Raw genomic sequence first — 25,851 nt, forward strand, 5'->3', positions numbered from 1 at the left:
GAACATTCCGTATGAAAACCATTTTATTACTCAAAATAAAAACGGTAAATTCGACGATAAAATAAAATATTTTTTTATAAATAATGTTGATTTGAGAAATATTTTTTCATATAATAGAAAAGCTTGCTATCGTATGCTTTAAAGACAACTTAGGAGGACTCCACCATGTTATTACTTATCGTATTAGCCGCTATTGCAGTGCTGTTGCTGCTAATTACAGTAGCTAAGCTAAACCCGTTCGTTTCTCTCATAGTAACGGCAATCGGGGTTGGCCTAGCTGCAGGAATGCCGTTATTTACAACTGAAACAGGCGGCGCAGGCATCATTGACTCGATCAAAACGGGTATGGGGAACACGTTAGGATTTTTAGCAATCGTACTCGCACTGGGCACGATGCTTGGGAAAATGATGGCCGAATCCGGCGGAGCTGAGAAAATCGCGCAAACGTTAATCAAGCGATTCGGCGAAAAAAATGTACATTGGGCAATGATGTTTGTTGCTTTCATTGTTGGTATTCCCGTTTTTTTCCAAGTCGGTTTTGTTTTGTTAATTCCATTGGTATTTACAATTGCAAGGCAGACGGGCGTATCTCTCGTGAAAATCGGGGTTCCGCTCGTAGCGGGACTATCGGTGGTACATGGACTCGTTCCGCCTCATCCTGCAGCGATGGCGGCAGTCGGCATTTTTAACGCGGATGTAGGCTTAACGATCTTGTATGCGATAATCGTCGGGTTGCCGACCGCCATATTGGCTGGTCCTGTTTACGGACAATGGATCGGAAAACGAATTTATAAGCCGGTACCGAAGGAAATGGGAGATCAGCTTACGGAGACCGATTCTAAGAAGCGATTGCCCGGCTTTTTCAATACGGTATTTACCGTTCTTGTACCTGTCATTCTCATGCTGATCGCTTCGATCGCTGAGCTGTTCCTGGAGAAGGAAAGTGCGTTATACTCGGCATTGCGCTTCATTGGAGATCCGGTGACCGCGCTATTAATCGCAACGGTTTATTCCTTCTTCAGCCTAGGCTTCTTCCGCGGCTTAAGCAGGGAATCGGTGCTCAAATATACGAATGATTGCTTGGCGCCGACAGCTACGATTCTGCTGGTTATCGGGGCGGGCGGTGCTTTTAACCGAGTTCTTCTCGATTCCGGTATCGGCGAATACATCGCTGAGCTTGCGACATCCTCCAATGTTTCTCCCCTGTTGCTCGGATGGGGAATAGCGGCGTTGATTAGGGTTGCGACAGGATCGGCCACTGTTTCCATGATGACGGCAGCGGGCATCGTAGCGCCGATTGCAGCCATCGTTCCCGGCGCAAATTTGGAGCTTCTCGTTCTTGCAACCGGAGCGGGCTCGCTTATTTTATCTCATGTGAACGATTCAGGCTTTTGGATGATCAAAGAATATTTTGGCATGTCGGTCAAAGAAACGTTATTGACATGGACGGCTCTTGAAACGATCATTTCCGTAACAGCGCTTGCGTTCATTCTTATACTCGACGTATTCGTTTAATCGAACAAAGGTGAACCCGCGATTTTCCTGTCCATGGTTCCTTTGGCATTTGTATTCGTTATAGGCGGGTATCCGAAATGGCTTCCCGTACTTTCTCAAGTGAATGCTTCGCCTTATCCTTGTTTAGGATCATCACATTGACATAGAGCGCGTCAATCAAGCTTAGCTGGCCGATCCGTGACGCTAACGCTTCCGAACGGTATTCCGTTTCATCCGAGCTTGTGTGAAGCGATACATCCGCATGCTGGCTGATCGGGGATTTAGGGAAGCCGGTGATGGCTATTGTTTTCGCGCCGTTAACGCTTGCCGTTTGAATGATGCGAATCGTATCTTTGTTCGTGCCGGAGTGAGAGATGACGACTGCGACATCTTCCTTAGTCAGCTGTGCGGCCGACATCAGTTGAAAGTGCGCATCGGTAAATGCAAATGCTTGCTTTCCTGAGCGAATGAATTTGTGAAACGCATCCATGGCGATGACGCCAGAACCGCCAATGCCATAAAAATGAACGCGATTCGCATCGGCTATGAGCGATACGGCCGTACCGAAGGCATCGCCGTCTAAGATTTGAAATGTATTTTCTAAAGTGCGGATATTGGATTTGAACACCTTCTCGGCAATCGTCTTGGTGCTGTCGGATTCGTTTATTTCTTCGTATAATTGTTGAGTAGGTGTCATAATTTCCGATGCTAGCGCAATTTTCATCGCTTGATAGCCTTTATAACCGATGTGCTTGCAGAATCGGAATACGGTGGCTTCGGCGACATTCAAATCATCCGCGACCTCGTTTATTGTGCTATGAATGATTTTTTCGGGATTATTTAATATATAAGCAGCTATTTTCTTCTCTTTCTCGCTGAATCTTGCCTGATAAGAACGAATTTTTCCAAGCATATTTTGTACCATAGACATCCGCTTCCCCTTCGTATCGCAGCTTTTTTCATGAGAAGTATAACATAAACAAGGAAATGATCCTATTTTCTTAGCTGAATGCTATGAAACTTGTTTGATCGAATAAAACGTTAAGGAGTTGCATAGAAATGCAGGTTGGTATGATTGGTTTAGGCAAAATGGGCTTGAATTTGACTTATAATGTAATGGAGCAAGGCCATAAGGCGATTGTGTTCGATGTAAATCCAATTGCGGTGAAGGAGGCAGTGAAAGCAGGGGCTGTCGGTACAGCTTCATTGGAGGAACTGATACAATCGCTGAAGGCTCCTCGCGTCATTTGGATGATGGTGCCGGCTGGCGAGCTTACGGAGCAAGTAATTCAACAAACTAGCGCCATGCTCGAAAACGGCGATATTCTAATCGATGGAGGAAACTCAAATTATAAAGATACGATCAGGCGAGCCGAGCAGCTCTCCTTAAAGGGAATTTATTTTCTCGATGTTGGAACGAGTGGCGGTACGTCGGGCGCTAGATTAGGCGCATGTACGATGATCGGCGGCAATAAAACGGCATTTGCAGCGGTCGAGCAGCTGTTTAAGGATATTTGCGTGAAGAACGGTTATTTACATGCAGGGGAGAGCGGCAGCGGACATTTTTTGAAAATGGTTCACAACGGCGTTGAATACGGCATGATGCAAGCGATAGCCGAGGGTTTCGAGCTGCTGGAAAAAAGCGCTTACGACTTTGATTTCGAGAGGGTAGCCCGTGTGTGGAACAATGGTTCCGTTATTAGGTCATGGTTGATGGAGCTTACGGAAAATGCTTTTGCCAAGGATGCGCACCTGGATGGACTAAAGGGAGTTATGCATTCCTCGGGAGAAGGAAAATGGACGCTAGAGACGGCGCTCGACCTGCAGACAGCGACTCCGGTCATTGCTTTGTCGCTGCTGATGAGATACCGGTCATTAGAGGAGGATACGTTCTCAGGCAAGGTCGTTGCTGCGCTTCGTAATGAATTTGGCGGTCATAGCGTAGAACGTTCTTAAATGCCAGTTTGAAAAAATAGCTAATCAGCGGTATTGTAGAAGGAACGTATATATGCTTGCGAAGCAGGTTTGCTGCGCAAACCTAGCATATGCTTACGAAGCAGGTTTGCGCAGCAAACCTAAGGAGGAGGAAAAAGTTGAGTATGAAATATGTAATTGGCGTTGATATTGGCACAACCAGCACGAAGTCCGTGCTATTTACGGTTAACGGCTCCATTGTGGCCAGTCATGGCATTGAATATCCGCTCCATTCTCCGTCGCCAGCTATTGCGGAGCAGGACCCGGATGAAATATTCAGGGCCGTTCTCGGGACGATCGGACAGGCCGTTGCAAAGAGCAATGTGCAGCCTGCCGACATTTTGTGCGTGTCATTCAGCTCCGCTATGCATAGCGTTATCGCTGTGGATAAGGAAGGAACTCCGCTTACTAAATGTATTACATGGGCGGATAACCGCAGTTTAGAGTGGACCAATAAAATTAAAAACGATTGGAACGGGCATGACATTTATTTGCGTACGGGCACGCCTATTCATCCCATGTCACCATTATCTAAGCTTACCTGGCTTCGTCATGATCATAAAGAGCTGTTTGATCGTTCGTATAAGTTTATATCCATAAAGGAATATGTGTTCTTTAAACTGTTCGGCCGTTATGTTATTGATTATTCGATTGCATCCGCAACGGGCATGTTCAATTTGCGGCAGTTGCAATGGGATGAAGAAGCGCTCGAAGTTGCAGGGGTTACTGCTGACCGGTTATCCGAGCTCGTACCGACGACTTACAAGCTGGAAGGATTAGATAGTAGTTTTGCAGAGCAGATGAATATCCTTCGGGAGACGCCGTTCATCGTTGGCGCAAGTGATGGCGTTCTATCTAACCTCGGCGTGAATGCAATCGAGCCTGGGGTCGTTGCGGTAACGATCGGGACAAGCGGCGCGATTCGAGCCGTAACGGACAAGCCGGTTACAGATCCGAAGGGAAGAATTTTTTGCTACGCCTTGACGGAAAATCATTGGGTGATCGGCGGTCCCGTCAATAATGGAGGAATGATCTTCAGATGGGTACGCGATCAAATCGGAACGGCAGAGATTGCTGAAGCTAAGCAGCGCGGCGTGGATCCCTATGAGTTGTTGACCGAATTGGCGGCAAAAGTGAAGCCGGGCTCCGACGGGCTGATTTTCCATCCATACTTGGCGGGTGAACGCGCGCCGTTATGGGATGCGAATGCGAGAGGCTCCTATTTCGGACTAGGCTTGCATCATAAGAAGGAGCATCTGATCCGGGCCGCATTAGAGGGCGTTATATATAATTTATACAGCGTATTGATGGCTCTCGAGGAATTGACCGGCAAGCCGAAAAAAATTCAGGCGACGGGAGGATTTGCGAGATCCGAGCTATGGCGCCAGATGATGGCTGATATTTTCGATCAGGAGCTGCATGTTCCCGAAAGCATCGAAAGCTCATGTCTAGGCGCGGTTATTCTTGGATTGTACAGCTTAGGCGAGATCGATTCGCTTCATGCCGTAGCGGATATGGTAGGAGCATCGCACTTCCATTTGCCCAATAAGCAAAATGCGGAGATTTATTCCGAGCTCATGAGGATCTATATTCGCGTTTCTCGTTTATTGACTGATGAATATGCGAATATTGCGGCTTTTCAGCAAAAATGGGTATAGCTTAAATAGGAACAAATGCCGCTCAGATCACGTGATCTAAGCGGATTTACGCGAACGCCTAAATGGCATCACTAATTATTCCGGTGAACAGGCGCCTTGACCGTTAATGATACGCTAACAGCCGGCTGGCGGTGTTGGGTGCAGTCGAGGATATTGGCGAATATGTTTAATTCTAGAATCGGCTGTCAGATGCATGCCGTTGCCTGCCAAGATGCTGGCGGCTGAGCCTGCTGCAGTAACACGGATGCATCCGACCGTTATGTTTGGCGAGCCATTCACTCGATCAAGCTGAATAACCGCTCCGTTATCGTCAACAGGATCATTTAGCACGGGAAACGGGCGATAGAAAATCGGATAGGATTCAAAAAAAACATCTCCTGCAGTCGTATGATCCTCTTGCCGCTGCAGCGCTATGGCGCGCAGTTTTGCCTTTGTTTCTCCTCGATCGCCGAGCTGGACGGAGGCCGACTTTGCGGCGCTGATGATGCATATCGCACCTACATTAGCGGTTCTAATAGGAAAGTTAAGATCTGAGCTTTCATTAGCTGCCATCATCATCACTCACTGTGGACTCGCCCAGCATGTCGCCGGCATTGTCCGGCGAGGGGAATGGAGCTAACGGACCAACGATAACGGACTCTGGGGGCGTATCGAACATCGAGTACAAGGATACATGATCGGTATCTCCTACCTGAAGCATAGATGCGCTGGATATCCCGAGCAGCTCTATCTGTCCGACCGAAAGCGCGTGATTTATAACCTTGAAAACGATCATTTACGCCATACCTCCTGATGAAGGGGAGCCGTTCTGCAGCTGGCGCATGTAGGCGAATAGAGCAGCATCGGTATCCCTCGTCGTTTTTGCAAGCACACTCGATGTTATATTTCCGGTATCTTTCGCATCTGACTGTCCCTCAGCGCCGTTGCTGAACTGCTGCATATAATATTGAATTCGTGTAGGTACTTGCTTGCGAATATCCTCTATAATGATTCGTCGGTGAAAGGGATCAAGCGGCAGGCAAAGCTCATTCTCATAAGAAATCAGTTTCTGAGCAGCCTGCGTATCCAAATAACGGTTCATTTCGGCAAAAATATCGTCATATGGAGCAGGAAGAGGTGTGATCGCTGGTCCGGCTGAAGGGAAAACCTGCGGCTCTGTAACGCTAAGCTGGTCAATGCTGCCAGGAAATGTATCATTTCCTGAGCCGGGAGCGGTCATCCCGATATTCAACGTGCCATCCAGCTGTTCAACCTTCAATTGATCAAAATGATATTCAATGCTTTCGATGTTGTAAGAAGGACGAGCTTCAAGCTTTTTTACCTGATCGTATAAAGCATTAACCTGCGTCTCCAACTTATCGATGCGTTCTTGCTGTTCTCGCAGCTTATGCTGCACGTCAAGCGACCAGGCTTGCCAAGGAGACAGCTGATTAGGCTGCTGCATCTGTCAATTCCTCCTTCACCTGAGTTAAAGAACTTAACCTGTCAGGTTGGGTTTGGGAGCGGGACAAAAGAAAGCGGACTAGGCCCGCCCAACTGCGGAACGGGTCCCGTGAACCCGCCCGTATTATACAGCTGCGACAACGAACGAATGGATCCTGCGCTTCCGACCTGCAGGACGGAGCTGTTCGAGACATTATCGACTCGCATCTGATGGATTGTAATTTGCTGATGGATAGTTAGACTCATAAGACTCCCACATCATTATTCGTGTTATCCTGCACATCTGGATCAAGCGTGTTCGTAGCGCTCACTGCATTGTTGGAATTCGTAAGGCTTCCTGTTAAGAAAGAGCCTGAACCTGCGTACGTTTTCGAATTGCTGGATGGCGATACTTCCAAGGCATCGCCGAACTGGATAATGGAGCCGGAGCCGACGCTAACAATTTTGACAAAACCGACGACAGCGGGCATAAGCATCCCCTTTCTTAATGTGAATATATTGTTCAGCTTCCTACATTCTATGCGGCATACGCCCAGAGGTTCCCGATAAGCAAGTAGCCTGAATGCGAGTGGGCGCATATGCTGGTAGAAGTGCTGGGAGGCAGGTGTTTGCTTGTGGCATCCAAATGGGATGATCTGGAACAGTGGATGGAAGGACAGCGGCTTCCAAGAGGCTTTGAGCTATTGCGGGAGCCGGATTGGGTAGAGCAATACGTTCGTAAAATGATGACCAAAGCGCTGCCCGAAGCTGCTGGAGCGATGATTGGCAAGGGATTGGCGACCTTTTCCGAAACGCGCCACTTTGTTCTTGTGAAAATAAATTTACCTGAAGGCTATGAGCGGGAGCAGCTTAAACTGCTCGTACGTGAGGACCGGCTGCGCTTGGAAGGGCTGCCGGGCGGCAAAAATGAAACGATCAAGCTGCCGAAGCTTGTAAAGCCCCGGGTGTGTGAGACGCTATTGAAGAATGGCTTGTTACGGGTAAAGCTGAAAAAGCGCCCAACCAATCGTACGTACCATGAGGTCGATATTCGCGGTTAGCTCCTATTGCGAGGAGAGATCGAGCGCATGCCAATGAGGCGTGCGCTCTCTATTGTCACGAAATCGACAGGGTTTGCAGCTGGATTATGAGTGCTTTATCCCTTATAATGGCTAGTAAACGTGTACATATTAGCAAAAAAGGGAGTGCTTTCGGTGTCGTTAGTCGATGTAAGCAGTGTTTCTGCTTCGTTATTTATACTTGGAATCGTTTTTTTGTTGCTTATTTTCGGTTTGCTCAGCTTCGGAATATTGCGGATGTTTCAACAAAAATTTCGTACGGGCTGGCTTAGCTTCGGAGGAGCGGTCATTAGTTTTGCTGTCTTTATGTTGATATTAAATAAGTGGTATCTGTAGCGGGACTATAGATATATCACGACCGGAGGAATTAGGCTTGTTCTGGACTTTCATTTGGTTTCTCGTTAATATGCTGTTTGTCGCTTCCATTATTACATACTTATTTATGCATCGTTCGTATACGGAAAAGAGAAGGCTCTCGAACGATGCTGAGCTCCTTAACCGGCTGAATCGGCGTCGCAGGCTTGCAGGAGCGCTAAGTATTATCCTATTCATAGCGATGGCGGCCAGCTTTATGATCAACATGCGATTGAATGGTTAAGAGGCTCTCATTGACGAGAGCTTTTTTTTTGGTCATTATGGAGATAGAAACTTTTAAAGTTCGGAGGTTCGATCGATGCATACAATGGAAGACATTATACGCCGGATGTCTAGTCAAGGACTGCGAATAACGGATCAAAGGAAGACGCTTGCAAAGCTTTTTTCGGAGACGCAGGGTTATTTGGCCCCGAAGGAAGTATACGAATATATGGGCAAATCGTACACGGGCTTAAGCTTCGATACGGTATATCGCAATTTGCGCGTAATGGAAGAGCTTGGCGTACTGGAGCAGGTCATTTTCGAGGATGGCGGGAAGTTCAAGCTGCATTGCAGAGAGCATGATCACCATCACCATATGATTTGCCTGCAATGCGGCAAGACGTATCCGATTAAGTTTTGCCCGATGGAGCAGACGATCGTACCGGAAGATTTCCGGGTGGTGAAGCACAAATTCGAGGTTTTCGGCTACTGTAAGGAATGTGCGCAGGATGAGCCGGCAGCCAGCGAGCTGTAATGCGCACAGGAAGCGTGATGAAGCGTGTGACACAGGCGCCTATACATTTTTATCGTAAGGTGATATCGCCTCTGACACCGCCTTCGTGCCGGTTTTACCCCACTTGCTCGATGTATGCGCTGGAAGCGATCGAGAAGCATGGCGCGGCAAAGGGTTCATGGTTTGCGGCGAAACGGATCGCACGCTGTCATCCGTTTAACCCGGGTGGTTATGACCCCGTCCCGCCGGTGCATGACGATAAGGCTGCTGCACCTTGACAGGGAAGGCAAGGATTCGGTATATTTTGAAATAGATGCATCCATATATATCCTGGGAACGGATAAGTACAATGGAATACCTTTGCAGAGAGTCGGGCATGCTGGTGAGAGCCGACAAGGGAAGCTATTGGAAGATGGTCCGGGAGGATTCGTACTCAAGCTGCAGCACGATCGATTGCTGAGTAAGGGAACGACGTAATGCCGGCGTTAACGGCTGAGCCGCCAAGAAGGCGGCACACGAAGCTTTCACGCTGCAGAAGGTAATATTTGCGCACGTGATCGAAATTTGGGTGGTACCGCGTGAGTGTTAACTCTCGTCCCATGTTGGACGGGAGTTTTTTGCGTTTTTCAGCTTCAATACGATAATCAGGAGGGTCTCAAATGACGAACAACAATACGTTTTACATTACGACGCCGATCTACTACCCGAGCGATAAGCTGCACATCGGCCATGCGTACACGACGGTCGCCGGTGACGCCATGGCACGCTATAAGAGGCTTCGCGGCTATGATGTGTGGTATTTGACGGGTACGGATGAGCATGGACAAAAGATCGAGCGCAAAGCGAAAGAAAAGGATCAAACGCCGCAACAGTTCGTCGACGATATTGTCGTAGGCATAAAGGATCTATGGGCAAAGCTTGAAATTTCAAATGATGATTTCATTCGTACGACCGAGGAGCGTCATAAGCAGGTTGTCGGGAACATTTTCGACCTGCTGCTGAAACAGGATGACATTTATAAGGGGACGTATGAAGGATGGTATTGTACGCCATGCGAATCCTTTTTTCTGGAGAGGCAGCTTGATGATGGCAAATGTCCGGACTGCGGCCGGCCAGTAGAGCTTGTGAAGGAGGAAAGCTATTTCTTCCGCATGAGCAAATATGCAGACCGCTTGCTGCAGTACTATGAAGAGCATCCGGATTTCATTCAGCCGGAGTCGCGGAAGAACGAAATGATTAACAATTTTATCAAGCCGGGTCTCGAGGATTTGGCCGTTTCGCGTACAACGTTCGATTGGGGCGTTAAGGTGCCTGGTGATCAGAAGCATGTGATTTATGTCTGGATAGATGCTCTGTCGAACTATATTACGGCGCTCGGCTACGGTAATGAAGGCGGAGATGAGAAATATCGCCAATTCTGGCCTGCTGACGTTCATTTGGTCGGGAAGGAAATTGTTCGCTTCCACACGATCTATTGGCCGATAATGCTGATGGCGCTCGGCTTGCCGCTCCCCAAAAAAGTATTTGCCCACGGCTGGCTTCTAATGAAGGACGGTAAAATGTCGAAGTCCAAGGGTAACGTAGTGGATCCCGTCATGCTGATCGACCGATACGGCCTTGATGCGCTTCGTTATTATTTGCTGCGCGAAGTACCGTTCGGAGCCGACGGCACGTTTACGCCGGAAAATTTTGTTGAACGACTGAACTTCGATTTGGCGAATGACTTAGGAAATCTGCTCAATCGCACGGTCGCGATGATTGACAAATATTTTGAAGGCGTGATTCCTGCTTTCAAGGGAAAGGTAACGGCATATGACGAGACTCTGCAGCGGCTTGCGGGAGAAACGATTATCCAGGTAGAGGCAGCGCTTGAGAAGATGGAATTTTCGGTGGCGCTTGCTTCATTGTGGCAGCTGATTAGCCGTACGAACAAGTATATTGATGAGACACAGCCGTGGGCTCTTGCCAAGGACGAATCGAAGAATGAGGAGCTGGCTTCCGTTATGTATCATTTAGCGGAATCGCTGCGGATTGTTTCGATATTGCTGCAGCCGTTCTTGACGTATGCGCCAAGCGAAATGTGGAAGCAGCTTGGTCTTGAGAAGGGTGAGCTGACGGCATGGGACAGCACGAGGAAGTTCGGCACATTGCCCGGCGGCACGAAGGTGAGCAAAGGCTCTCCGCTATTCCCGCGCCTAGACACAGCCGAGGAGGCAGCGTTTATAGCTGCTGCGATGGGAGGCGGCCCGCAACCTGGGCAGGCGGCCGATCATGCGGCCGCAGCCGATTCAGCCGTAGAAGCGCAGCCGGCAGCAGAAGGGAAAGAGGAAATCGGAATTGATGATTTTGCTAAGGTTGAGCTCAGGGTAGCGCAGGTTATTGCTGCAGAGCCGGTGCCTAAAGCCGATAAACTGCTCAAGCTTCAGCTTGATCTTGGTTATGAGCAGCGCCAGGTCGTATCCGGCATTGCTAAGTTTTACACCCCGGAGCAAATGGTAGGCCGCAAGGTCATTTGCGTGACTAACCTGAAGCCGGTTAAGCTGCGCGGCGAATGGTCAAAAGGCATGATTTTGGCAGCGTCGCACGGAGAACAGCTGACGCTGGCCGCCGTTCCTGAAGATATGCCTAATGGCGCAGTGGTGAAGTAACAAAGAACGTAATTATTCCCAGGTTAGTTAAGGCTGGCAGTAAGGGCAATAAGGGGAGTACGGGCTTGCAAAAGCCCGTACTCCCCATTTGCTATTTGGGATAAAATTGTCTCAAACATACGGGGATGACATTATATTTCCTCTTATTCTTGTCAATAGATAGAGTAAGCCTATATATAAGTGTCTCTATGGTTGACAGCCTGCTGTGAGAGTCGTATAATACAAAACGTAATCATAACGATTACTAAAAGAAGCGTATAGAAACAGAAGTGGGGAGAGAATCAAATGAAAACATCGAATTCATCGATACGATTTACTGCACTAAGCTTGCTGCTATCGGCTCTGCTGATATTTGCGGTTGCCTGTGGAAATAATGTCAATAACGCGAACAAACCGGCTAATGCCGGCAATACGCCGGAAGTAAGCAATGAAACCGAAGTAGTAGAAAAGCAGCAGGTGAGTGTTGTTACAAGCTTTTATCCTTTGTATTTTCTTGCCTCTGAAATTGGAGGAGAGCATGTCGAGGCGGTCAATCTAGTAGCTGCAGGCGTAGAGCCGCATGATTGGACTCCAAAGAGCCGTGATTTGGATACCGCATCGAAAGCCCAATTGTTCCTGTATCATGGAGTTGGTCTGGAAGGCTGGGTTGACGATTTTGTTAAGGGCTTGTCCAAGGACAGCGCCGTAATTGCGAAAGAAATGAGCGAAGGCATTGACCTGATTGAAGGCTCTGAAGAGGAGAACGAGCATGCTGAAGAAGAAGGACACGAAGATGAGCATTCGGAAGAGGGATTAGATCCGCATACGTGGGTAAGTCCCAAATCTGCACTTATTCTCGCGGAAAACGTGAAAAACAGTTTAGTTGAGGTTGACGAAGCTAATCAAACGGATTACGAAAAAAATTACGACGAGCTTAAAAAGAAGATTGAGGCAATAGATGCAGACTACACAGCTAAGCTTGCTAATACTTCGAATAAAAACATCGTTGTATCGCATCAAGCCTTTGGATATTTGGCACGCGATTACGGTTTAAATCAAGTAGCCATAATGGGACTTAGTCCGGATGCAGAGCCTCGTGCTCAAGATTTACTTAGCATTACGGAGTTCGTGAAAGAAAACAATGTCAAATATATTTTCTTCGAGGAGCTGGTATCCGATCAGCTGGCGAGCACGCTTGCTGGCGAAGCGGATGTCGAGACGTTGGTACTGAATCCGCTTGAGGGATTAACCACAGAGCAGGATAAGTCAGGAGAGACGTATCTATCATTGATGGAACGAAACTTGCAAAATCTCGTGCAAGCATTACAATAGAAAAAAAAAAACCTACGGAGCTGATTCAGCTCCGTATTGCTGTGAGGAGAGAAATTATGGCGCAAATAACCTTAACAACAAATGCAAATGCCAGCTGCCACCAAGAGGTTATTTCCTTACAGGACGTCTCCTTTTCCTTTCAACAGCAGATGGTCATTTCGGATCTAAGCTTTGCGGTGAAGGAGCGAGATTTCATCGGCCTAATAGGCACTAATGGAGCAGGGAAAACGACATTGCTTCGAATGATCGTCGGCTTATTGAAGCCGACAAGCGGCATGATTCGTCTTTTCGGAGAGAATATTAACGACTTTAAGCAGTGGGAGCGCATCGGATACGTTCCGCAAAAAAATTCGTTTAATCCGCTTTTTCCGGCTACTGTTCGTGAAGTTGTACTGTCGGGGCTCTATGGACGAAATAAGCTGTTTAAAAAAATGACAAAGACCGATTATAAGAAGTGTGATGACGCGCTTCATGCGATGGGCATCGATGATTTGCAGGATAAGCGAATCGGCCAACTCTCGGGAGGACAGCAGCAGCGTGTCTTTTTGGCCAGAGCGCTTATTAATAATCCAACGCTGCTTATTTTGGATGAGCCGACCGTTGGCATCGATACGGAAACGCAAGAGAGCTTTTTTCATATGATCAAGCATATGCATCAGCATCATAACATTACCTTTTTGATGGTATCGCATGATTTGGATATGATTCGCTCGTATTTGGGTGAAGCGCCGGCTTCACAGAATGGAAAACTAAAGTTTCATATTAAGCATTCGCATGAAACGCAGGATTGTGTGGAAAATGATCTGGCACATAGCTTGAAGGGTCTAAGGGAGCAAATGGAGAGCAGGAAAGAGGTTGTTTTGATTGGAGATCGTAACTAGCGAATTTTTTCAACGAGCCCTCATTGGCGGATTGTTAATTGGCGTAACAGCCCCGCTGATGGGCTTATTTCTTGTCCTTCGCAGGCTGGCCATGATTGGGGATACGCTATCCCATGTATCGATTGCCGGCGTTGCGCTTGGTTTCTTGATCGGCGTATACCCGATTGCAGTAGGATTATTGTTTGCGATTGCCGCATCCTTCGCTATCGAGAAGCTGCGCAAGGCCTATAAGACGTATGCCGAGCTGTCGATTGCGATTATTATGTCCGGCGGTGTCGCTTTGGCTTCCCTCTTATTTACGATGGGAAAAGATTTTAATATGAACGTGAACAGCTATTTGTTTGGAAGCATTTATACGCTTAACTTGACGGATTTGTATGTAATCGGGGGTGTAACAGCTGTTGTTCTCATTGCGATCCGGACTCAGGTTAAAGAGCTGTTCCTCATTACATTCGATGAGGACGCTGCGGCGGTCAGCGGCTTGCCCGTCAAATTTTATAATGTTATGATAAGCGTGCTTACTGCGCTAGTTATTAGTGTTTCTATAAAAATTGTAGGTGCGCTGCTTGTTTCCGCATTGCTCACGATTCCCGCTGCCTGCAGCTTGATCACAGCCCGGAGCTTTCGGCAGAGCGTCATAACGGTCGTTGTTATCGGCGAGCTGGCCGTTGTCTGCGGTTTGCTCATTGCCGGCATATGGAATCTTGCGCCTGGCGGAACGATCGTATTATTACTGATTGCTGTTCTACTCTTGCTGCTTCTGTTTCGCCGAGGCGTGCGGGTTGGCAGTTGATCGGAATGAGGTGAAGAAGTTTGTCCGACATTAACATTTGGCTGGCGTTCGGCGCTGGTTTCGCATCGTTTATATCGCCATGTTGCTTACCGCTATACCCGTCGTATTTATCATACATAACGGGCATTTCCGTAACCGATTTGAAGGAAAGTACGAATGCAAAGCAAAAACGTATGCGAACAATGTCCCATACGCTGTTTTTCATATTAGGATTCTGTACGGTTTATTATGCTTTGGGATATGGAACTAATGTGTTTGCGGAGTTTTTTAGCGATTACAGACAGCTTATCAGGCAATTATCCGCTATCTTGATTATTTTAATGGGGCTATTCCTTATCGGCTTGTTTCAGCCGCAGCTGCTTATGAAAGAACGTCGTATGAATTTGATACCGAAAAAAGCTAATTACATCAGCTCTTTTATTTTTGGAATTGGTTTTTCCGCAGGCTGGACGCCATGCATGGGGCCGGCATTAACCGCTATTCTGGGATTAGCAGCGACTGAACCGGGTACATGGTTTCAATTAACGACTGCCTATGCGTTAGGCTTCGCCATTCCGTTTTTTGTACTTGCTTTTTTCCTTGGAACGGCAAGATGGATTTTGAAATATTCCGCTGCAGTTATGAAAATCGGCGGAGCCATTATGATCCTGATGGGGATTTTGCTCTTTACGGATCAAATGACCAAAATTACGATATGGCTTAATGTTATTACGCCGGAATGGTTAACCTTCTAAATGATGCAACTGTCCGCAACCGCACAGATCGGGTTGCAGTTCGTGTAATAGACAGTGTATGATACATAGAGTAACGCCTGGGAACTAGGTGAAGAAGTATGGTTAGGGGGTTCTTCAGTGCCGACACCGAGCATGGAAGACTACTTGGAAAGAATTTATAAGCTAATCGATGAAAAAGGTTATGCGCGTGTCTCGGACATTGCAGAAGGACTTGAGGTGCATCCGTCCTCAGTCACCAAGATGATTCAAAAGCTTGATAAAGATAATTATTTGATTTACGAGAAGTATCGGGGACTTGTCCTGACCAATAAAGGCAAGAAAATGGGGAAGAGGCTTGTTGACCGTCACCAGCTTCTCGAATCATTTTTGACGACGATTGGCGTTCAGGATGAAAATATTTATCAGGACGTAGAAGGAATAGAGCATCATTTGAGCTGGGATTCCATTACCTGCATTGAAACATTGGTTGAATATTTCCGCCGGGATTCACAAAGATTGGACGAGCTGCGCGCTGTGCGGGCTGAATTGGACAATGAGTAATACATAAGGGTCGGAAGAAGCGACAAAGAAGGGTCGGAAGCAATTGCTTCCGACCTTCTTCCATCTAATTAGTGATATTTAGGCAAATCATCGTCTTCCTTGCCGCCCTCGATAACCCGGAAAGGCACCGTCTTGGAGCGAGGCTTAGTCATTTTTGCTTTAGCGGCGGTTGCGCGTCTTTGCTTCACGTACGTACGGCTCTGCTGGGAGCCAGCGCCTCTAAGGAAAGATGGCGGATACTTATACATCAGGAATATACCGCCAAGCACCACGATAGGAATGATAAATGCGCCCGGACTCATAAACACGCTATATACGAGACCGATAACGAGTAATGCAAATAATGAAATAGACCATACATTCCATTTTCTCGGCATTCTGCTCATCGTAATAGACCGCCCTTCCATATTCATAGTGAAATTATTTCATTTGTCCGTCAATCTCGCGCATCCGATTAAACGATGCAATAGATACCGCAACCTGTTCATCGCGCGGCTCCTTTGTCGTAAGAAGCTGAAGCCACAATCCTGGATAGCCGAGGTAGCGAAGAACGGGCACATCCCTTAGCGCGTTAGTCCAGCGAAGCACCTCATAGGAGAGCCCGAGTACGAAAGGCAGCAGAAGGATTCTTATATATATCCTTTCCCAGATCGTATCCCAGGTGAAGATGGGAAGCGAATAGACAAAGACGCCAACAATGACAGTAAATACGATAAAGCTTGATCCGCAGCGGTAGTGCAGCCGGCTATACTTTTGCACTTTTCTTACGGTCAGTTCTTCACCGGCTTCATAGGCGCTAATTACCTTATGCTCCGCACCATGATATTGGAACAAACGTTTAATGATCGGAGTCAAGGAAATAAAATATAAATAGGCGAGCAGCAGAATGATTTTGATTAGTCCTTCTAATAAATTATGACCTACCTTGTTCACAAATACCCCGGCAAAAAGCAATTCTTCAATCGCAGCCGGAGCAGCCGTAAATATGAGCTTTCCGAAAATAAAGGACAGTACGCCGGCCACAGCAACGCCGACAAGCATGCTAAGGCTCCAACCGCCTGATTTTTTCTCTTCTTTAACGGGCTTGGCCTGCTTCACATCCGCTTGGTCCTGCTGATCGCCGGCTTCATCCTCGGCATAGGCCTCCATGGAGAAATTCAAATGCTGCGAGCCCTTAGCGCTTGATTCGATAATGCCGACCACGCCGCGTACGAGAGGAATTTTCTTCAAGCGCTGCACCCAGCGCTGCGAGGTCCGAGGTACCTCATAAAACACGATTTCATCGTTTTTGCGTCGGACAGCTGTTACATTAACGTGTTTGCCTGCAAACATAACGCCTTCAATAACCGCTTGTCCGCCATATATACTTCGGGAGTCTTGCGGCAAGAGCTAGTCACCTTCCTTGATTGAGGTATCGTCTTCGATGCTGCGACGAATGCACCTATAACTTTGTAAGTCTATTGTACTTGATCTATCTGCGAATTGCCAACGCAGGCAACCGGTTTGCTTCATGGATTAACTGGAAAGGAGGATTACGGTTCGATATTTTTTCACATACTAAGCCAAACCAAAATACATTGCAATTTGGAGGATAAAGGTATGGCAAAGCATAAGCAGGAAAATAACGATTATACGCCGCAGCATCATACGAATGCTTGGCTCTTCTCGATTAAAATCGGTTTTTTTGCGGGACTTATTTGGGGAACAATACGTTGGTTGTTTTATGAAATGAAATTCACAACAGAACTGCCCGGGTTTGCGGCCGATCCCTTTTTTCAAGAAGCATTTCTGAAAAGCTTCTGGGGTGTTCTGATTGGAATAGGCAGCTTCATACTCATCTCGATCGCAGCAGCATTACTCTATAAAGTAATGCTCGGGCGATTGCGCAGCCCGTTGCCGGGCATCATCTACGGTTTAGTCTGGTGGGCGGTCATCTTCATGGTCATCGGCCCATGGCTTGGCGTAACGGAGAGAATAACGAAGGCAGGATGGAATACGCTCTATACAGAGCTTTGCGTCTTTCTTCTATGGGGCGTTTTCATCGGCTACTCCATTGCCTTTGAGTTCACGGATGAGGCATCCCGGGAACCGGTTAAAGCACAATAACGACTTCTACTTCTCAAGCAGCGGGCATTTGTGGTAAAATGGCTAATGGCATTTGAAGCAAGGAAAGCTTCGGATGCAGGGGAGGTGCTTTCATGTACAAAATTGTTATTTTAAACGGCCCGAACCTGAATATGCTTGGCATTCGTGAGCCGGATGTATACGGAACGGAAACGCTGGAAGCCATTGAATCGCTCCTAAAGAATAAAGCGGAAGAGCTGGGCGTCCAAGTTGAATTTTTCCAAACGAATCATGAGGGCGCAATGATCGATCGCATACATAGCGTTTATGGGGACACGGATGGTATCGTCATAAATCCCGGCGCTTGGACGCATTACAGCTACGCGCTGAGAGATGCCCTTAGCACGGTAGGATTACCGGTCATTGAAGTGCATATGTCGAACATTCATAAGAGGGAAGCGTTCCGTCATGTATCGGTCGTGGCAGCAATCGCGGTCGGACAAATTGCAGGCTTCGGTTCACATAGCTATGAGCTCGGACTTTCCGCGCTTGTAAGCCATTTGAAAAAATTGGAGAGCGTGTTGAAAGGGTGAAGCGATTATGCTGAACGACAGAGTAAAGCGGCTTCGTCAATTGCTTTCGGAACAAGGCTTTGAGGCTATATTAATTGGAAGCGAGCACAACCGCCGGTATTTGAGCGGCTTCACAGGCTCATCTGGCATGGTGCTTATCACGCATTCCGACAGCTATTTGCTTACTGATTTCCGTTATCGAACGCAAGCGCCCCAGCAAGCGGCCGGATTTCAAATCGTCGAGCATGGGACTAACCCGATTGAGAATGTACGCGAGCTTTTGGCACAAAATAAGCTGAAGAAGCTGGCCTTTGAACAGGATCATGTCGTATACAGCCAATTTACGGCTTGGTCAAACACGTTGTCCGGCATTGCGCTTGAACCGGCTTCGGGGCTGGTTGAACAGCTCCGTATCATTAAGGATGAGGCAGAGCTGCAAATTATGCAGGAGGCCGCTGACCTTGCGGACCGCACCTTCAATCATATCCTGAAGATTATCCGTCCGGGTGTCAGGGAGACGGATATCGCGCTCGAGATGGAAGTGTTTATGCGCAGCCATGGCGCAACGTCATCTTCCTTTGATACGATTGTAGCCTCGGGGGAACGTTCTGCATTGCCCCATGGGGTAGCAAGCGGCCGTATCGTCGGTACGAATGAATTTGTTAAGCTTGATTTTGGTGCCTATTATAATGGTTATTGCTCCGATTTAACCCGGACGGTTGTCGTTGGAACGCCTGCGGACAAGCACAGTGAGATTTACAGTATCGTGCTGGAGGCGCAGTTGCATGCGCTCGAGCATATCAAGCCCGGCATGAGCGGCCGCGAAGCGGATGCGCTTACCCGCGATATCATTACGAAATACGGCTACGGTGATCTGTTTGGTCACGGTACGGGACATGGTCTCGGCATGGAAATTCATGAGTCGCCGCGGCTGTCAAAATTAAGCGACACGATTTTAACCCCCGGCATGACCGTAACGGTAGAACCCGGCATATATGTACCCGGCTTTGGCGGGGTGCGCATCGAGGACGACATCGTCATTACGGAAACCGGCATTAAAATATTAACCTCATCCCCGAAGGACTTGATCACTCTGGGCTAAGGACTATTCATTCAGGAGGGAATCTGCAATGATTTCAGTAAACGATTTTAAAACAGGTTTGACCGTACAAGTAGACACAGATATTTTCACCGTGCTTGACTTTCAGCACGTAAAACCGGGAAAAGGCGCGGCATTTGTACGCTCAAAGCTGAAAAACCTCCGTAACGGCAACGTTGTTGAGAAAACCTTCCGTGCCGGCGAAAGCATCGGACGCGCGATAATCGAGAATCGTGAAGTACAATACCTGTACAATTCGGGTTCCGAGTACACATTCATGGACAATGAGACTTATGACCAGTTCAACCTGGACAAGAAGCAGCTGGAGTGGGAGCTTAACTTCCTGAAAGAAAACATGAATGTTAACATTTCGAGCTATCAAGGAGAAATTCTCGGTATTCAAATGCAAAACAGTGTTGATCTGAAAGTGATTGAAACGGAGCCGGGTGTAAAAGGCAATACAGCACAAGGCGCAACGAAAAACGCAAAGGTTGAAACGGGCCTTAACGTTCAAGTTCCTTTATTCATTAACGAAGGCGACGTTTTGTTGATTGATACGCGCGAAGGCAAATACATTTCGCGGGCTTAGAAGAGCGTTTAAAAGAACCGTCCGAAACTTTCGGACGGTTTTTTGCAGGCGAATATACCCACGAGGTCATCAATTGTGATATAATGTTATCTTGTATGTATATGTCCAGGTAAGGAGTGAATCAGCTTTGTCGTTGATAGTGATGAAGTTTGGCGGCAGCTCCGTTGGAACGCCGGAGCGGATGCAGCGCGTTGCAAAGCGCATTATTGAGAGGCAGCAAGAGGGCAACGATATCGTTGTTGTCGTTTCTGCCATGGGAGATACGACAGACGATTTAATCGATCAGTCGAAACAGCTTAATCCGAATCCGCCGGCGCGGGAAATGGATATGCTGTTGACGGTGGGTGAACAAATATCGATCGCATTGCTTTCGATGACAATCAACCAATTGGGCCATCGTGCGGTATCCTTTACCGGCTGGCAAGCAGGTATTCGAACGGAAGCGGTACACGGTAAAGCAAAGATGACCAACATTCAGCCTGAGCGTGTATTTAAAGCGCTGGAGCAGGGGAACGCAGTTATTATTGCAGGCTTTCAAGGGATGACCGAAGACGGTGAAATCACGACGTTAGGCCGCGGAGGCTCCGACACGACTGCGGTTGCTATGGCAGCGGCGATGAACGCGGATGTTTGCGAAATTTATACGGATGTTGACGGCGTTTATTCGACAGATCCGCGCGTCGTGAAAAATGCCCGCAAGCTGAATGAGATTTCTTATGATGAAATGCTTGAGCTCGCGAATTTAGGCGCAGCGGTGCTTCATCCGCGGGCAGTGGAATATGCAAAGCATTATAATGTTAAGCTTGTTGTTCGCTCAAGCTTTACCCAAAACGAAGGTACAAGTGTGAAGGAGGAAGCGGTCATGGAGCAAGGCGTGGTCGTTCGCGGTATCGCGTTTGACAAAAATGTAGCTAGAATCAGCATTTTAGGCGTAGAGGATGTACCGGGTGTGCTGGCTAACGTATTTGGCGCATTGGCTGTTAAAGGAATCGATGTCGACATTATCGTGCAAAGCGGTGTGCAGGACGGTAAGGCAGATTTCTCCTTCACCGTGTCCGGCGACGATAAGGACAAAGCGATTGCCGTTATTGAAGGAAATCGCGGCTCCGTGCCTTTCCGTGAAGCGACATCCGAAGCGGACTTGGTTAAGGTGTCCATCGTAGGTGCGGGAATGGTCAGCAATCCTGGCGTTGCAGCGAAAATGTTCGCAGCCATATCCTCGCTAGGCGTAAGCATTAAGATGGTAAGTACGTCTGAAATTAAATGCTCCTGCGTCATTTCATCCGAGTCTTTGAACGAGGTCGTACGCGCACTTCATACAGCATATGGTCTTGATACTGCTGAGCAAGCGTTTGTGGGCGGTCCGCAGGATCGTCGTTAATATTCAATCGAAAAGGAAGAGGCTCGTTCCATGGGTTGGAACGGGCCTCTTTTCTGTTGCATATGTGCGGATTACCCGCTGAACATCTTGAAAATCTTGTATAAGATCGCAGTAATACCCGCCGCCATTAATGGTCCGACTGGCACACCCCGCATAAATACGATTCCGAGAATGGAGCCTATTACGAGCCCTACAATAATTTGCGGATCGAATCGCAGCAGGTCAAGTCCTTTTCCGTTGATGTAGGTCGCCGCCGCTCCGCCGAGTAAGGCTAGCCACCCGGGCCAGGAGGTGATTAGGGCTGTCACATCTTTGGTTTGTATTTTTCCCGCTGCGAAAGGAACCAGAACGCTTAGTGTGAGAAACAGCAATCCAAGCTCTAGCCCGCGTCTTTCGATCGTCGGAAGATATCGTTCCAGATGTATAAGTTTTACTGCAAGCAGAAGGCATGCGGCAGTCGCGATGATGTGGGATCGACCGACTAACCCTATAACAATCAAGATCACCAGAACGATTTCTCCAGCCATGGTAATAGACTCCTCACCCGCAAAAATGTCATCAGGTTAGCATTTTGCTAGCCTGCTTCATTATATGGAAAGCCTCGTCCATATATGTCTGCTAGATTCGGGTAAGCTGATCTCCATTCAGACGCGGAACATCATGGTAAATGTCAATTGCCGTGCAGGTTTCTATATCACGCTTCATACCAAGCTTTAAGAGTCTTCTCCCCGAAATTCCGCTCAATACCGTTTCTTTAATTCGATTCGAACGATTCCGATAAAGCGCAAGCATAGCCGTGCCAAAATCGTCCGTTTCAATTGCGACTTGGCTTAAGGATTGAAGCTTATCGAGAACAAGACCGGCGCATAGACCATCTTCAATGGCAAACTCATCATGGCTGCCGGCGCATAAAATAATGACATCCCTCCGCAAATCGATTGCCGCGCGCGCGCAAGCTTCGGCATTCAAGAGGGAGGCGGTCAGCACGTAATCGGCGCGCATCGATTTGTGGATCGCCCTTGTACCGTTCGTAGTAGTCAGCACGATACGCTTGCCCGCTACGACCTGTTCTGTATATTCCTCGGGCGAATTTCCGAGGTCAAAGCCTGCGATTTTGCGGCAGAAGCGTTCACCCCCGAGCAAGTCACCCGGTCGGTGCATCGCACGCGCCTCCATTACGGTTTCCGCCGGGACGACGCACAATGCGCCGGCGGAAATCGCCGTGATAATCGTACTCGTTGCACGCAGCACATCGATGATAATGGCTGTTTTATGATGAAATCTTGCAGAGCTTGCTTCATTCACGCTTGAAATAACTTGCACTTGCATTTTCGCACCGCCTTTCTAATCCATAAATGCCATAGAACAAATTCCGTTTATATCATGTAAAAATAAGGCTCCGAGGAGCTTCCGAATTCAAACGTGTCAGAACGGAGACCGCGGCGCATCGCTTCAAGTGAAAGAACGTCCGTCGGAGCAATATTTCCCAGATGAGCGTTAGCGCCAATTTGTTGAAGCATGTAAACCTGCTGCTGTTTCAATGGAGCTTCCCACATAAGACGGCTGCTGTCGCTTACTTTACGCAGAACCTTCTCCAGCGTGCCTTCATCGCATTTGCCTTCCGCATCGAATAAACCGACATTCACGCCCGATTCGCGCGCTTCTACCGTAACGAGCCTGGAGCCTGCTTCGAAATCGCATTCCGCCGTGAAAGCAAGCTCCTCCGGGTCGATCATGGAGCCGGAGGCTTTTTTTCCATATTCGGTCACGACATATAGCCCGCGTTCTATGCCTTCTTTTATGAGAGAGGTTCTTTGCTTGCGGTCCAGCTCGATCGTCCCGTCCGAAACCTCTAATCCGTTAAATCCGAGCGAACAAACGGTATCCAAAAAGGATCGAACGGCTTGCTGCTTTATGGCTGCTTCAAGTAACGTGCCTCCCGGCATAATAATGAGTCCGTTTTCCTTGGCAGCCATTAGTTTTTTCCGAAGCAAATCCGTCGGGTAGAGGACGCTCGTGCCGAAAGCAAGCTTAACAATATCGACATGAGTGCCGGCCATCTGAATAAAATCGGAAAAGGAATAGAGTCCCATGCCTTTGTCGATGACCATCGTTTGGCCCATTCGGCTTCTCCGATTGGTAGCGCGCTGACCTCCGGGGTCTTGCAGCAGGTGATGCCATTCATCAGCAGTTGCCATTCTCATCATTGTTATCTCCTCGCACATGCTAATTTCTTGTTGATCGAATGAATGATTCACTATATGCACTTGCCGTTAGGCAGGTGCCCGGCATGAAATAGAGACAAGCGTGCATATATTTATGGGACAACTGCATTTACGAAGGGAGGTTGCATTCGCATGCTCAATAAAATTGTTATGACTATGGCAACGCTGCGTCTCACATCCGGTACGATCGAGATTTGTGCTGCGCTGCTGATGCTGCGGTTAAACCAAATTGATAAAGCTTTGGTCGTGAATTCATCGCTTGCTTTAGTAGGACCGCTCATTTTGATTGCTACAACTACGGTTGGTTTAGTCGGGATGTCCGACAAGTTGTCTCCCTCTAAATTTATTTGGGTAGCCGCGGGCGTTATTTGCTTGATGATCGGCATTTTGAAAAAATAATAGATTGTTAATCTAGCAATGGAGGGAACAGGGGGACATATTTTCGCTATACAAGCATACAAATAGGACAATGAAGGACAAACATCCGGGAGTGATGATCGCATGCTGGCACGCGTAGTACATCTGCTGCCTTTGGAGCTGAAGACACTGCTGGAGCGTCTGCCTGAACAGCTGCAGGAGCAGCTTGAAGAAATTCGGATTCGCGAAGGCCGACCTCTTGAACTTGGTTTTCGGGGACAGTCCAGGTTTTTGACAATTGACGGTTCATTGAGACAAACGGCTGACGGCGCGTACAAGCCTTCGGCGGATACATGCCGCAAGCTTCTCGAACGCATTACGAATTACTCCTTATACGCGATGGAGGAGGAGCTGCGAAGAGGCTTCATAACGGTATCAGGCGGACATCGAATCGGACTTGCCGGAAGAACGATTTTAGACAGCGGCGTTGTAAGAGGCATTCGCGATATTGGCGCGTTCAATATCCGGGTCGCAAGAGAGGTGATTGGCGCCGGTATTCATTTGCTGCCGAAGCTGTTAGACCGCAATCGGAAAACGTTGCATTCCGCGCTCATTCTGGCCCCTCCGCAGCAAGGAAAAACGACGCTTGTTCGGGACATTGCAAGATCAGTCAGCTATGGCTTATGGCCGAGCTTCGAGGCAAGCGGCTGGCAGGGAAGGAAGGTCGGTATCGTCGACGAGCGTTCAGAGATTGCGGCCTGCGTAAGGGGAATTCCAACCTTCGATGTCGGACCGCGAACGGACGTAATGGATGCATGCCCGAAAGCGGAAGGCATGATGATGCTGCTGCGGTCCATGTCGCCCGAGGTGCTGATCGCGGATGAGATCGGGAGGCCGGAGGACGGAGAGGCGATTCGAGAAGCAAGCCATGCGGGGATCAGCGTAATCGCAACCGCGCATGCCTACGATTTGCAGGATGCCAGGGGGAGACCGGTGCTGCGAAAGCTTCTGGACGAAGGCGCATTTACCTATGTGGTCGAGCTGAAGCGAACCGAGCAGGGCATTATGCATCGAGTCGTATCCGCAGAAGCAAACGGGCGAGCAACAGCCCGCGAGCAGCCGGCATTACCGCCGCATCGTTCGGCTGTCGATGCTGTGCATTCCTTCTCCGGTCGGCATAGAGCTGATGACCCGTGATCAAGCTGCTGGGTGCGGTACTTATCCTGTTCGCAGGCACGATGATCGGCTTTCAGCAGGCGGCGAAATTCGCCGAACGCCCTCGTCAATTAAGTCAGCTTGCGCACGCGCTGCAGCGGCTGGAGACGGAAATCGGCTATGGGCATACGCCTTTGCCGGAGGCGCTTGAACGAACGGCTATGGCGGCGCCAGAGCCGCTCGCTACACTGTTTCGCAAAGCGGCGGGCGGTATCGTGGAAGCGGAAAATCTAACTTTCCGGGACAGCTGGGAGCAGGCGGTAAAATCGCAGTGGTCAGCGACATCCATGCGCAGTAACGAGCAGGCCGTACTCATCAGGCTGGGCTCTACACTTGGAATAAGCGACAAGGAAGATCAAATAAAGCATATACGTCTAGCGCTACTGCAGCTGAAGGCAGAGGAGGACGCAGCGAGAGACGATCAAGGGCGTTACGAGAAGATGTGGAAAAGTCTCGGTATTTTGATCGCTGTGCTGATCGTCATTTTGATGGTGTAATGGGGTGCCGCACAGATGATGAACATGGATGTGAGCGCCATTTTCCAAATTGCCGGTATCGGAATCGTCATTGCGATGATTCATTCGGTTCTGAAGCAAATGGGAAAGGAAGACATGGCGCATTGGGTAACGGTAATCGGATTTGTTGTCGTGTTATTTATGGTCGTCCGGCTTCTCAATGAATTGTTTCAGGAAATAAAAACGATTTTTTTGTTCCAGTAGACGTCT

The 25,851-nt window shown here is 48.3% G+C and carries 34 protein-coding genes; 23 read left to right on the forward strand and 11 right to left on the reverse strand.

The window, feature by feature from the left end; genetic code table 11:
* Nucleotides 1-165 precede the first annotated feature (165 nt).
* Nucleotides 166-1,515: a GntP family permease gene (locus tag L1N85_RS03375; protein WP_235234768.1), complete on the forward strand. Its 1,350-nt coding sequence runs from the start codon at nucleotides 166-168 to the stop codon at nucleotides 1,513-1,515.
* 58 nt (nucleotides 1,516-1,573) lie between these two features.
* Here L1N85_RS03375 and L1N85_RS03380 read toward each other — a convergent pair whose 3' ends face one another.
* Entirely contained in the window at nucleotides 1,574-2,419 is an 846-nt protein-coding gene (locus L1N85_RS03380) for a MurR/RpiR family transcriptional regulator (protein ID WP_235235304.1), read from the reverse strand.
* A gap of 134 nt (nucleotides 2,420-2,553) precedes the next feature.
* On the opposite strand from L1N85_RS03380, the gene gnd reads away from it, so the two are divergent.
* On the forward strand, nucleotides 2,554-3,450 hold the full coding sequence (gene gnd, locus L1N85_RS03385) for a phosphogluconate dehydrogenase (NAD(+)-dependent, decarboxylating) (protein WP_235234769.1): 897 nt from the start codon (nucleotides 2,554-2,556) through the stop codon (nucleotides 3,448-3,450).
* Nucleotides 3,451-3,593: 143 nt separating this feature from the next.
* Nucleotides 3,594-5,126 (forward strand): gluconokinase, encoded by a 1,533-nt coding sequence (gntK, locus tag L1N85_RS03390; protein WP_235235306.1) that lies wholly within the window; start codon nucleotides 3,594-3,596, stop codon nucleotides 5,124-5,126.
* A gap of 114 nt (nucleotides 5,127-5,240) precedes the next feature.
* Here gntK and L1N85_RS03395 read toward each other — a convergent pair whose 3' ends face one another.
* The 5 genes from L1N85_RS03395 to L1N85_RS03415 are packed head-to-tail and all read right to left on the reverse strand — an operon-like array spanning nucleotide 5,241 to nucleotide 7,039.
* Nucleotides 5,241-5,684 (reverse strand): spore germination protein GerPE, encoded by a 444-nt coding sequence (locus tag L1N85_RS03395; protein ID WP_235235308.1) that lies wholly within the window; start codon nucleotides 5,682-5,684, stop codon nucleotides 5,241-5,243.
* Nucleotides 5,668-5,898 (reverse strand): hypothetical protein, encoded by a 231-nt coding sequence (locus L1N85_RS03400; RefSeq protein WP_235235310.1) that lies wholly within the window; start codon nucleotides 5,896-5,898, stop codon nucleotides 5,668-5,670. Before L1N85_RS03400 ends, L1N85_RS03395 begins: the two co-directional genes overlap by 17 nt.
* Before the next feature lie 3 nt (nucleotides 5,899-5,901).
* Complete coding sequence (gerPC, locus tag L1N85_RS03405) at nucleotides 5,902-6,570, reverse strand: spore germination protein GerPC (RefSeq protein ID WP_235234770.1); 669 nt, start codon at nucleotides 6,568-6,570, stop codon at nucleotides 5,902-5,904.
* Between the two features lie 41 nt (nucleotides 6,571-6,611).
* On the reverse strand, nucleotides 6,612-6,815 hold the full coding sequence (locus tag L1N85_RS03410) for a spore germination protein GerPB (protein WP_235234771.1): 204 nt from the start codon (nucleotides 6,813-6,815) through the stop codon (nucleotides 6,612-6,614).
* Nucleotides 6,812-7,039 carry a spore germination protein gene (locus tag L1N85_RS03415; protein ID WP_235234772.1) on the reverse strand — a complete coding sequence of 76 codons (228 nt, stop codon included), beginning with the start codon at nucleotides 7,037-7,039 and terminating at the stop codon, nucleotides 6,812-6,814. Before L1N85_RS03415 ends, L1N85_RS03410 begins: the two co-directional genes overlap by 4 nt.
* Nucleotides 7,040-7,183: 144 nt before the next feature.
* Between L1N85_RS03415 and L1N85_RS03420 the strand changes: the two genes are divergently transcribed.
* The 11 genes from L1N85_RS03420 to mntR all read left to right on the forward strand — a co-directional run bounded on the left by L1N85_RS03420 (nucleotide 7,184) and on the right by mntR (nucleotide 15,624).
* Nucleotides 7,184-7,609 (forward strand): Hsp20/alpha crystallin family protein, encoded by a 426-nt coding sequence (locus L1N85_RS03420; protein ID WP_235235312.1) that lies wholly within the window; start codon nucleotides 7,184-7,186, stop codon nucleotides 7,607-7,609.
* A gap of 153 nt (nucleotides 7,610-7,762) precedes the next feature.
* Nucleotides 7,763-7,963 (forward strand): hypothetical protein, encoded by a 201-nt coding sequence (locus tag L1N85_RS03425; protein ID WP_235234773.1) that lies wholly within the window; start codon nucleotides 7,763-7,765, stop codon nucleotides 7,961-7,963.
* Nucleotides 7,964-8,000: 37 nt separating this feature from the next.
* On the forward strand, nucleotides 8,001-8,225 hold the full coding sequence (locus L1N85_RS03430) for a hypothetical protein (RefSeq protein ID WP_235234774.1): 225 nt from the start codon (nucleotides 8,001-8,003) through the stop codon (nucleotides 8,223-8,225).
* A gap of 75 nt (nucleotides 8,226-8,300) precedes the next feature.
* A complete protein-coding gene (locus L1N85_RS03435) occupies nucleotides 8,301-8,738 on the forward strand; it encodes a Fur family transcriptional regulator (protein WP_235234775.1) in 438 nt (145 codons plus the stop codon).
* 17 nt (nucleotides 8,739-8,755) lie between these two features.
* Entirely contained in the window at nucleotides 8,756-8,995 is a 240-nt protein-coding gene (gene yidD, locus L1N85_RS03440; protein ID WP_235234776.1) for a membrane protein insertion efficiency factor YidD, read from the forward strand.
* A gap of 381 nt (nucleotides 8,996-9,376) precedes the next feature.
* On the forward strand, nucleotides 9,377-11,365 hold the full coding sequence (gene metG / locus L1N85_RS03445) for a methionine--tRNA ligase (RefSeq protein WP_235234777.1): 1,989 nt from the start codon (nucleotides 9,377-9,379) through the stop codon (nucleotides 11,363-11,365).
* 285 nt (nucleotides 11,366-11,650) lie between these two features.
* Nucleotides 11,651-12,676 carry a metal ABC transporter solute-binding protein, Zn/Mn family gene (locus L1N85_RS03450; RefSeq protein WP_235234778.1) on the forward strand — a complete coding sequence of 342 codons (1,026 nt, stop codon included), beginning with the start codon at nucleotides 11,651-11,653 and terminating at the stop codon, nucleotides 12,674-12,676.
* Between the two features lie 56 nt (nucleotides 12,677-12,732).
* Complete coding sequence (locus tag L1N85_RS03455; protein WP_235234779.1) at nucleotides 12,733-13,557, forward strand: metal ABC transporter ATP-binding protein; 825 nt, start codon at nucleotides 12,733-12,735, stop codon at nucleotides 13,555-13,557.
* Nucleotides 13,541-14,350 carry a metal ABC transporter permease gene (locus L1N85_RS03460; RefSeq protein WP_235234780.1) on the forward strand — a complete coding sequence of 270 codons (810 nt, stop codon included), beginning with the start codon at nucleotides 13,541-13,543 and terminating at the stop codon, nucleotides 14,348-14,350. The genes L1N85_RS03455 and L1N85_RS03460 overlap by 17 nt, the downstream gene beginning before the upstream one ends.
* A 20-nt stretch (nucleotides 14,351-14,370) precedes the next feature.
* Entirely contained in the window at nucleotides 14,371-15,084 is a 714-nt protein-coding gene (locus L1N85_RS03465) for a cytochrome c biogenesis CcdA family protein (RefSeq protein ID WP_235234781.1), read from the forward strand.
* A gap of 117 nt (nucleotides 15,085-15,201) precedes the next feature.
* On the forward strand, nucleotides 15,202-15,624 hold the full coding sequence (gene mntR / locus L1N85_RS03470; protein WP_235234782.1) for a transcriptional regulator MntR: 423 nt from the start codon (nucleotides 15,202-15,204) through the stop codon (nucleotides 15,622-15,624).
* 68 nt (nucleotides 15,625-15,692) lie between these two features.
* Here mntR and L1N85_RS03475 read toward each other — a convergent pair whose 3' ends face one another.
* Both L1N85_RS03475 and L1N85_RS03480 read right to left on the reverse strand, forming a co-directional pair.
* Entirely contained in the window at nucleotides 15,693-16,010 is a 318-nt protein-coding gene (locus L1N85_RS03475) for a hypothetical protein (RefSeq protein WP_235234783.1), read from the reverse strand.
* A gap of 34 nt (nucleotides 16,011-16,044) precedes the next feature.
* Nucleotides 16,045-17,010: a DUF1385 domain-containing protein gene (locus tag L1N85_RS03480; protein WP_235234784.1), complete on the reverse strand. Its 966-nt coding sequence runs from the start codon at nucleotides 17,008-17,010 to the stop codon at nucleotides 16,045-16,047.
* Between the two features lie 213 nt (nucleotides 17,011-17,223).
* Between L1N85_RS03480 and L1N85_RS03485 the strand changes: the two genes are divergently transcribed.
* The 5 genes from L1N85_RS03485 to L1N85_RS03505 all read left to right on the forward strand — a co-directional run bounded on the left by L1N85_RS03485 (nucleotide 17,224) and on the right by L1N85_RS03505 (nucleotide 21,329).
* Nucleotides 17,224-17,730: a YqhR family membrane protein gene (locus L1N85_RS03485; protein ID WP_235234785.1), complete on the forward strand. Its 507-nt coding sequence runs from the start codon at nucleotides 17,224-17,226 to the stop codon at nucleotides 17,728-17,730.
* Nucleotides 17,731-17,822: 92 nt separating this feature from the next.
* Nucleotides 17,823-18,281: a type II 3-dehydroquinate dehydratase gene (gene aroQ, locus L1N85_RS03490; RefSeq protein ID WP_235234786.1), complete on the forward strand. Its 459-nt coding sequence runs from the start codon at nucleotides 17,823-17,825 to the stop codon at nucleotides 18,279-18,281.
* A 7-nt stretch (nucleotides 18,282-18,288) separates the two neighbouring features.
* Nucleotides 18,289-19,362 carry a M24 family metallopeptidase gene (locus L1N85_RS03495; protein WP_235234787.1) on the forward strand — a complete coding sequence of 358 codons (1,074 nt, stop codon included), beginning with the start codon at nucleotides 18,289-18,291 and terminating at the stop codon, nucleotides 19,360-19,362.
* Between the two features lie 28 nt (nucleotides 19,363-19,390).
* Nucleotides 19,391-19,948, forward strand: a complete 558-nt coding sequence (gene efp / locus L1N85_RS03500) for an elongation factor P (RefSeq protein ID WP_235234788.1) — start codon at nucleotides 19,391-19,393, stop codon at nucleotides 19,946-19,948.
* Between the two features lie 127 nt (nucleotides 19,949-20,075).
* Nucleotides 20,076-21,329 (forward strand): aspartate kinase, encoded by a 1,254-nt coding sequence (locus tag L1N85_RS03505; protein ID WP_235234789.1) that lies wholly within the window; start codon nucleotides 20,076-20,078, stop codon nucleotides 21,327-21,329.
* 71 nt (nucleotides 21,330-21,400) lie between these two features.
* Here the strand turns inward: L1N85_RS03505 and L1N85_RS03510 are convergent, their stop codons facing one another.
* The 3 genes from L1N85_RS03510 to comA all read right to left on the reverse strand — a co-directional run bounded on the left by L1N85_RS03510 (nucleotide 21,401) and on the right by comA (nucleotide 23,533).
* Nucleotides 21,401-21,856, reverse strand: coding sequence for a DUF441 domain-containing protein (locus L1N85_RS03510; protein WP_235234790.1), 456 nt, complete (start codon nucleotides 21,854-21,856; stop codon nucleotides 21,401-21,403).
* Nucleotides 21,857-21,947: 91 nt separating this feature from the next.
* Complete coding sequence (locus tag L1N85_RS03515; RefSeq protein ID WP_235234791.1) at nucleotides 21,948-22,658, reverse strand: 2-phosphosulfolactate phosphatase; 711 nt, start codon at nucleotides 22,656-22,658, stop codon at nucleotides 21,948-21,950.
* Between the two features lie 47 nt (nucleotides 22,659-22,705).
* Nucleotides 22,706-23,533, reverse strand: a complete 828-nt coding sequence (gene comA / locus L1N85_RS03520; RefSeq protein WP_235235314.1) for a phosphosulfolactate synthase — start codon at nucleotides 23,531-23,533, stop codon at nucleotides 22,706-22,708.
* 153 nt (nucleotides 23,534-23,686) lie between these two features.
* Here comA and L1N85_RS03525 point away from each other — a divergent pair, with 153 nt between their 5' ends.
* From L1N85_RS03525 to spoIIIAC, 4 genes are all read left to right on the forward strand, one after another.
* Nucleotides 23,687-23,953, forward strand: a complete 267-nt coding sequence (locus tag L1N85_RS03525) for a YqhV family protein (protein ID WP_235234792.1) — start codon at nucleotides 23,687-23,689, stop codon at nucleotides 23,951-23,953.
* A gap of 102 nt (nucleotides 23,954-24,055) precedes the next feature.
* The gene (gene spoIIIAA / locus L1N85_RS03530) at nucleotides 24,056-25,108 is read left to right on the forward strand and encodes a stage III sporulation protein AA (RefSeq protein WP_235234793.1); all 1,053 of its coding nucleotides are present in this window, start codon (nucleotides 24,056-24,058) and stop codon (nucleotides 25,106-25,108) included.
* Complete coding sequence (spoIIIAB, locus tag L1N85_RS03535; RefSeq protein WP_235234794.1) at nucleotides 25,105-25,623, forward strand: stage III sporulation protein SpoIIIAB; 519 nt, start codon at nucleotides 25,105-25,107, stop codon at nucleotides 25,621-25,623. The genes spoIIIAA and spoIIIAB overlap by 4 nt, the downstream gene beginning before the upstream one ends.
* A gap of 18 nt (nucleotides 25,624-25,641) precedes the next feature.
* The gene (gene spoIIIAC / locus L1N85_RS03540; protein ID WP_053376756.1) at nucleotides 25,642-25,845 is read left to right on the forward strand and encodes a stage III sporulation protein AC; all 204 of its coding nucleotides are present in this window, start codon (nucleotides 25,642-25,644) and stop codon (nucleotides 25,843-25,845) included.
* The last annotated feature ends 6 nt before the right edge of the window (nucleotides 25,846-25,851 follow it).

The organism is Paenibacillus alkaliterrae, from assembly GCF_021532375.1.
GTDB classification, from domain to species: Bacteria; Bacillota; Bacilli; order Paenibacillales; family Paenibacillaceae; genus Pristimantibacillus; species Pristimantibacillus alkaliterrae.

Excerpts from the sequence above, each read along its gene's own strand:
- L1N85_RS03375 (WP_235234768.1), top strand. The coding sequence starts at position 166 with ATGTTATTACTTATCGTATTAGCCGCTATTGCAGTGCTGTTGCTGCTA.
- L1N85_RS03380 (WP_235235304.1), bottom strand. The coding sequence starts at position 2,419 with ATGGTACAAAATATGCTTGGAAAAATTCGTTCTTATCAGGCAAGATTC.
- gnd (WP_235234769.1), top strand. The coding sequence starts at position 2,554 with ATGCAGGTTGGTATGATTGGTTTAGGCAAAATGGGCTTGAATTTGACT.
- gntK (WP_235235306.1), top strand. The coding sequence starts at position 3,594 with ATGAAATATGTAATTGGCGTTGATATTGGCACAACCAGCACGAAGTCC.
- L1N85_RS03395 (WP_235235308.1), bottom strand. The coding sequence starts at position 5,684 with ATGATGATGGCAGCTAATGAAAGCTCAGATCTTAACTTTCCTATTAGA.
- gerPC (WP_235234770.1), bottom strand. The coding sequence starts at position 6,570 with ATGCAGCAGCCTAATCAGCTGTCTCCTTGGCAAGCCTGGTCGCTTGAC.
- L1N85_RS03410 (WP_235234771.1), bottom strand. The coding sequence starts at position 6,815 with ATGAGTCTAACTATCCATCAGCAAATTACAATCCATCAGATGCGAGTC.
- L1N85_RS03415 (WP_235234772.1), bottom strand. The coding sequence starts at position 7,039 with ATGCCCGCTGTCGTCGGTTTTGTCAAAATTGTTAGCGTCGGCTCCGGC.
- L1N85_RS03435 (WP_235234775.1), top strand. The coding sequence starts at position 8,301 with ATGCATACAATGGAAGACATTATACGCCGGATGTCTAGTCAAGGACTG.
- yidD (WP_235234776.1), top strand. The coding sequence starts at position 8,756 with ATGAAGCGTGTGACACAGGCGCCTATACATTTTTATCGTAAGGTGATA.
- metG (WP_235234777.1), top strand. The coding sequence starts at position 9,377 with ATGACGAACAACAATACGTTTTACATTACGACGCCGATCTACTACCCG.
- L1N85_RS03450 (WP_235234778.1), top strand. The coding sequence starts at position 11,651 with ATGAAAACATCGAATTCATCGATACGATTTACTGCACTAAGCTTGCTG.
- L1N85_RS03455 (WP_235234779.1), top strand. The coding sequence starts at position 12,733 with ATGGCGCAAATAACCTTAACAACAAATGCAAATGCCAGCTGCCACCAA.
- L1N85_RS03475 (WP_235234783.1), bottom strand. The coding sequence starts at position 16,010 with ATGAGCAGAATGCCGAGAAAATGGAATGTATGGTCTATTTCATTATTT.
- L1N85_RS03485 (WP_235234785.1), top strand. The coding sequence starts at position 17,224 with ATGGCAAAGCATAAGCAGGAAAATAACGATTATACGCCGCAGCATCAT.
- aroQ (WP_235234786.1), top strand. The coding sequence starts at position 17,823 with ATGTACAAAATTGTTATTTTAAACGGCCCGAACCTGAATATGCTTGGC.
- L1N85_RS03495 (WP_235234787.1), top strand. The coding sequence starts at position 18,289 with ATGCTGAACGACAGAGTAAAGCGGCTTCGTCAATTGCTTTCGGAACAA.
- efp (WP_235234788.1), top strand. The coding sequence starts at position 19,391 with ATGATTTCAGTAAACGATTTTAAAACAGGTTTGACCGTACAAGTAGAC.
- L1N85_RS03510 (WP_235234790.1), bottom strand. The coding sequence starts at position 21,856 with ATGGCTGGAGAAATCGTTCTGGTGATCTTGATTGTTATAGGGTTAGTC.
- L1N85_RS03515 (WP_235234791.1), bottom strand. The coding sequence starts at position 22,658 with ATGCAAGTGCAAGTTATTTCAAGCGTGAATGAAGCAAGCTCTGCAAGA.
- comA (WP_235235314.1), bottom strand. The coding sequence starts at position 23,533 with ATGAGAATGGCAACTGCTGATGAATGGCATCACCTGCTGCAAGACCCC.
- L1N85_RS03525 (WP_235234792.1), top strand. The coding sequence starts at position 23,687 with ATGCTCAATAAAATTGTTATGACTATGGCAACGCTGCGTCTCACATCC.
- spoIIIAA (WP_235234793.1), top strand. The coding sequence starts at position 24,056 with ATGCTGGCACGCGTAGTACATCTGCTGCCTTTGGAGCTGAAGACACTG.
- spoIIIAC (WP_053376756.1), top strand. The coding sequence starts at position 25,642 with ATGAACATGGATGTGAGCGCCATTTTCCAAATTGCCGGTATCGGAATC.